3 protein-coding genes and 1 pseudogene are annotated in these 3,482 nt (G+C 73.1%); all 4 read right to left on the reverse strand.

Annotation, left to right across the window (positions count from 1 at the left end; all coding sequences use genetic code 11):
• Positions 1 to 8 precede the first annotated feature (8 nt).
• Positions 9 to 252 (reverse strand): annotated as a pseudogene (locus IH13_RS0135215) (response regulator); the annotation flags it as partial.
• Positions 249 to 1,571: a sensor histidine kinase gene (locus IH13_RS0135220; protein WP_324605218.1), complete on the reverse strand. Its 1,323-nt coding sequence runs from the start codon at positions 1,569 to 1,571 to the stop codon at positions 249 to 251. The gene IH13_RS0135220 and the pseudogene IH13_RS0135215, both read right to left, overlap by 4 nt.
• The gene (locus IH13_RS0135225) at positions 1,553 to 2,323 is read right to left on the reverse strand and encodes an ABC transporter permease (RefSeq protein WP_031091109.1); all 771 of its coding nucleotides are present in this window, start codon (positions 2,321 to 2,323) and stop codon (positions 1,553 to 1,555) included. Before IH13_RS0135225 ends, IH13_RS0135220 begins: the two co-directional genes overlap by 19 nt.
• Positions 2,320 to 3,267 (reverse strand): ABC transporter ATP-binding protein, encoded by a 948-nt coding sequence (locus IH13_RS0135230; protein ID WP_031091110.1) that lies wholly within the window; start codon positions 3,265 to 3,267, stop codon positions 2,320 to 2,322. Before IH13_RS0135230 ends, IH13_RS0135225 begins: the two co-directional genes overlap by 4 nt.
• Between the last annotated feature and the right edge of the window lie 215 nt (positions 3,268 to 3,482).

The raw sequence follows: 3,482 nt of genomic DNA on the forward strand, positions 1-3,482 counted from the left end.
GATGTGTATAAGAGACAGCCGCAGCGACGTGGCGACGTTCACACCGTCCGCGCCCGGCATCTCCAGGTCCAGGACGGCCACGTCGGGCCGGTGGGCCAGGGCCATCGCGAGCGCCTCGGGGCCGGTGGCCGCCTCGGCGACCAGGACGAGGTCGTCCTCCAGCGCGAGGAGGGCGGCCAGCGCGCCGCGGATCAGGTGCTCGTCGTCGGCGAGCAGGATCCGGACCGGTGCGGGCCGGGGTGCGGATGTCATCGTCGTTCCTCCAGCGGGGACGCCATGCCCGCACGGGGCGACGGCAGCGGGACGGTGGCGGTCAGGCGGAAGCGGCCGTCGCCCGTCGGACCGGCCTCCAGCCGGCCGTCCAGCGCGCCCAGCCGCTCGCGCAGGCCCGACAGCCCCGAGCCCCGGTCCGGCGAGGCCACCGCCTCCCGGGCCACGCCGTCGTTCTCCACCTCCAGCCGTACGGTGCCCCCCTGCGCGAGGAGCCGGATGGAGCACCGCCGGGGGTCGCCGTGCCGCAGGACGTTGGTGGCCGCCTCCCGGACGACCCAGCCGAGCGCGGAGCGCACGGGAGCGGGCAGCCGTGCACCGAGGAGCGGACCCGCGTCCTCCACCGCGCAACTGATCCCGGCAGCGTCCAGCACCCCCTGGGCACCGGCGAGTTCCGTACGCAGATCGACCTCGCGGTAGCCGCGCACCACGTCGCGGACCTCCTGCTGCGACGCACGGGCGATGCGCTGGACCTCGGTCATCTGGTCCACGGCCGCCGGCTTCCCCCGTTGCGCCAACTCCACCGCGAGTTCGCTCTTCAGCGCGATCACCGCGAGGTTCCGGCCCAGGACGTCGTGCATGTCCCGGCCGAACCGGAGCCGTTCCTCGGCGACCGCCAGCCGGGTCTCGACGTCCTGGGCCTCGCGGAGCTTCTGCATCACCTCCAGGGTCCACGCGGAGAGCCGCGAGGTCGTGGCCATCAGCGTGCCGCCGATGCCCACACCGAGGAACGTGCCGAGGGCGAAGGGGCCGCTCGCCCCTGCCAGCAGGGCACCGCAGCCCATGGCCCCGGCGACGACCGCCGCGCTCACACCGCAGAGCCACATCGGCACGACCAGGACCAGGGAGATCAGGAACGGCAGCCCCGCCCCGCCCAGGGCCATCTGGAGTTGGGGGAAGTCCTCCGTGCCGGCGTATCCGCCGAGCGCCAGCAGGCCGGCCGCGTTCAGGGCCATGAGGGCGCCCGCCGGCACGAGCATCCGCCGGTCGACGGGCCGCCGCCCGAGGTAGCCGTCGAGGGCCCGGTTGAGCAGGGGCGCCGCACAGACGCCCTGTCCGATCGCGGCCAGGACCGTGGCGGCGATCAGCGCTCCGGGGGCGTCCGAGTGCCGTACGGGCCGCGTGACCGACAGCAGTACCTCGCACAGGACCATCCCCCAGATCAGGAAGTGGATACTGCCGCGCGTGTAGAGGTCGATCTTGTCGAAGCCGTCGCGCCGCTTCCACCTCCGCAGCCACCCGCCCACCCACACCGTCGTGTCCCCCTCCGTCCCCGTGGACCTCAGCGTCGCGGGTCCCACCGGAACCACCGCTGCCCAGCAAACACCGCGAGCGCCGTCCAGGCCAGCGCCGTGAGTGCCGCGCCGAGTACGTCGCCACCCGGCACGCCTCCCAGCCAGCCGGCCCTGACGAGCGTCATCACACCCGTGACCGGAAGCAGTTCGCAGAGCGACGCGGCCGTGTCCGGGAGGAGGTCCAGCGGGACGAAGAGCCCGGAGCCCAGCAGCGAGACGAGGAACAGCGGCAGCGTGGTCAGCTGGGCGGTCTGCACCGTGCGCGTCAGCGCGGAGGTGGCGGCGGCCAGCGCCGTCAGCAGGACGCACCCGAGCAGCAGCGCCGGCACCAGCAGTTCGGGCCGCCGGGGGGCCGGGAGGTCGAAGGCGGCCGTGCCGACGGCGACGATCAGGGCGCACTGCACGAGGGCCAGCAGCACCGCCGGGAGGGCCGTCCCGACCAGGATCTCCGGGTCGGAGACCTCCCCGGTGCGCAGCCGCTTCAGGACGAGCTCCTCGCGCCGGGCCACGTAGGCCGCGACCAGGTTCATGTAGACGACCTGGAGCAGCACCATGCCGATGCCGCCGCTGAGGGACGCACCGGCGACGGTCAGCCCGGACTCCTCCAGACCGATCTCCTGGAGCGTGGACCGCATGACGAAGATCAGCAGCACCGGCATCAGCAGGACCATGAAGACCGCGGTCCTGTTGCGGACGAGGAGGGTCAGCTCGGCCCGGCCGAGCGCGTTCAGCCGGCCCGCCGTCGTGGTGCCCGTCATGCCGTCACCCTTTCCTTCTCCGTGTGCTGTGTCCGCGCGATGTCGAGGAACGCCTCCTCCAGCGAGGCGGAACGGGCATCGAGCCCGATGAGCTCCACGTCCGCGTCCCCGGCCCAGGACAGGAGCGTGTGGAGCGACTCCTGGAGCGCGTGCGTACGGATGTCGACGCGCCGGCCGTCCACCGCCGCCCGCAGGGCCAGGGGGAGCCGGGCGGCCGGGACGCCCGCCGGCAGGGCGAAGCGGATCCGGGCGGGACGCTCGGCGGTGACCTCGGCGACGGTGCCCGAGGTGACGATCCGGCCCTGGTGCATGATCGCCAGCCGATCGGCGAGTGTCTCGGCCTCTTCCAGGTAGTGCGTGGTCAGCAGGACCGTCGTACCGCCCTCGCGCAGTTCCCGCACCAGCCGCCAGGTCTCGCGCCGCCCCTCGGCGTCGAGCCCGGTCGTCGGCTCGTCCAGGAAGAGCACCTCGGGCCGGCCGAGCAGGGCCAGAGCCAGATCGAGACGGCGGCGCTCGCCACCGGAGAGCTGCTTGACCCGGACCCCGGCCCGGGCGGCCAGGCCCACCAGGTCGAGGACCTCCGCCGACGGCCTCGCCCCGCTGGTGCACCCCGCCCACATGCGCAACGTCTCGGTGACGGTCAGGTCGGAGGGGAAGCCGCCCTCCTGGAGCATCACGCCGACCCGGGGGCGGACGGCGGCGCGCTCACGGTACGGATCGTGGCCGAGCACCCGCACACTCCCGCCGTCCGGGCGGGCCAGCCCCTCCAGGAGCTCGACCGTGGAGGTCTTGCCCGCGCCGTTCGTCCCGAGCAGGGCGAAGAGTTCCCCGGGCGCCACGGAGAAGGAGATGCCGGCCACCGCCTCGAAGCCGCCCGCATAACGTCGCCGGACCCCGTCCGCCACGATGGCGGCGCCGGCGGGAGAAAAGTCGTCGCTGGTCATGAGGCAAGACTTCCGCCGGACCACGGCCGCGAGCAGTGCGCGCTGTCATCACTGCTCATGACAAACGTCATGGTCGGCCGCCGGGTACGACATCCGGCGTGTACGACATCCGCCGAGTACGACATCCGGCGTGTACGACAAAGGCCCCGGTCGATTATCGACCGGGGCCTTTGATCAAGAGCGGACGACCAGGTTCGAACTGGCGACCTCAACCT

It is taken from the genome of Streptomyces sp. NRRL WC-3549 (assembly GCF_000721935.1).
Lineage (GTDB): Bacteria > Actinomycetota > Actinomycetes > Streptomycetales > Streptomycetaceae > Streptomyces.

What these genes read in the sequence shown, in the direction of transcription:
- IH13_RS0135230 (WP_031091110.1), bottom strand. Translation starts at nt 3,267, where the DNA reads ATGACCAGCGACGACTTTTCTCCCGCCGGCGCCGCCATCGTGGCGGAC.
- IH13_RS0135225 (WP_031091109.1), bottom strand. Translation starts at nt 2,323, where the DNA reads ATGACGGGCACCACGACGGCGGGCCGGCTGAACGCGCTCGGCCGGGCC.